Source organism: Acholeplasma laidlawii (genome assembly GCF_015709225.1).
Taxonomy (GTDB): Bacteria; Bacillota_I; Bacilli_A; order Acholeplasmatales; family Acholeplasmataceae; genus Acholeplasma; species Acholeplasma laidlawii_A.
In genome coordinates, this window is the sequence record NZ_JADNRS010000036.1 from 1 (window position 1) to 514 (window position 514).

The 514-nt window shown below is 26.8% G+C and carries 1 protein-coding gene and 1 pseudogene; both read left to right on the plus strand.

Features of this window, described 5'->3' with window-relative positions:
- Positions 1-259, plus strand: a 259-nt coding sequence (locus IY230_RS06805) for a hypothetical protein (protein WP_196369969.1), incomplete at its 5' end; no start/stop codon positions are given.
- A 17-nt stretch (positions 260-276) separates the two neighbouring features.
- Positions 277-514 (plus strand): annotated as a pseudogene (locus IY230_RS06810) (hypothetical protein); the annotation flags it as partial.

A 514-nucleotide genomic window follows, 5' to 3' on the forward strand; every position in this document is an offset into this window, starting at 1 on the left:
GGATTCAGGTTTTTTTGATATTACATTTGGTTTTGATCCAAAAGGTAATGATACATTAAAGGAGTATTTAAATGTTGAAATTACAATTGGTGATATTTCAATAACAAAAACAATGACAGAAGCTTTTGATGATGACTTTATTTTTAGTGGTGTGAATGCAGAAAAAATAGTGATCAATTATTTTATGCCAGAAAATGTAGGTAATGAAGCTCAAAATAAAGAAATATCATTTAGTCTAAATATTAAAATTGCTAAATAGAAGAGGGAATATAATAAATGTCTTCAAAACTTAGGAGAGTAATTAAAGTTTTAACTAATATATTATTTTATTTAGTATTAGCAATAGCGCTATTCTTTTTGATTCTAGTTATAGCAATGAAAAAAAATAGCGATGATGCAGCTACTGTATTTGGCTATCAGTTTAGAATCGTACAATCAGCCTCCATGGAAAATCATGAGTCCGTCGATACAAGTAATTATAAAATTAAAGATATTAAAGTTAAATCGGTTGTCT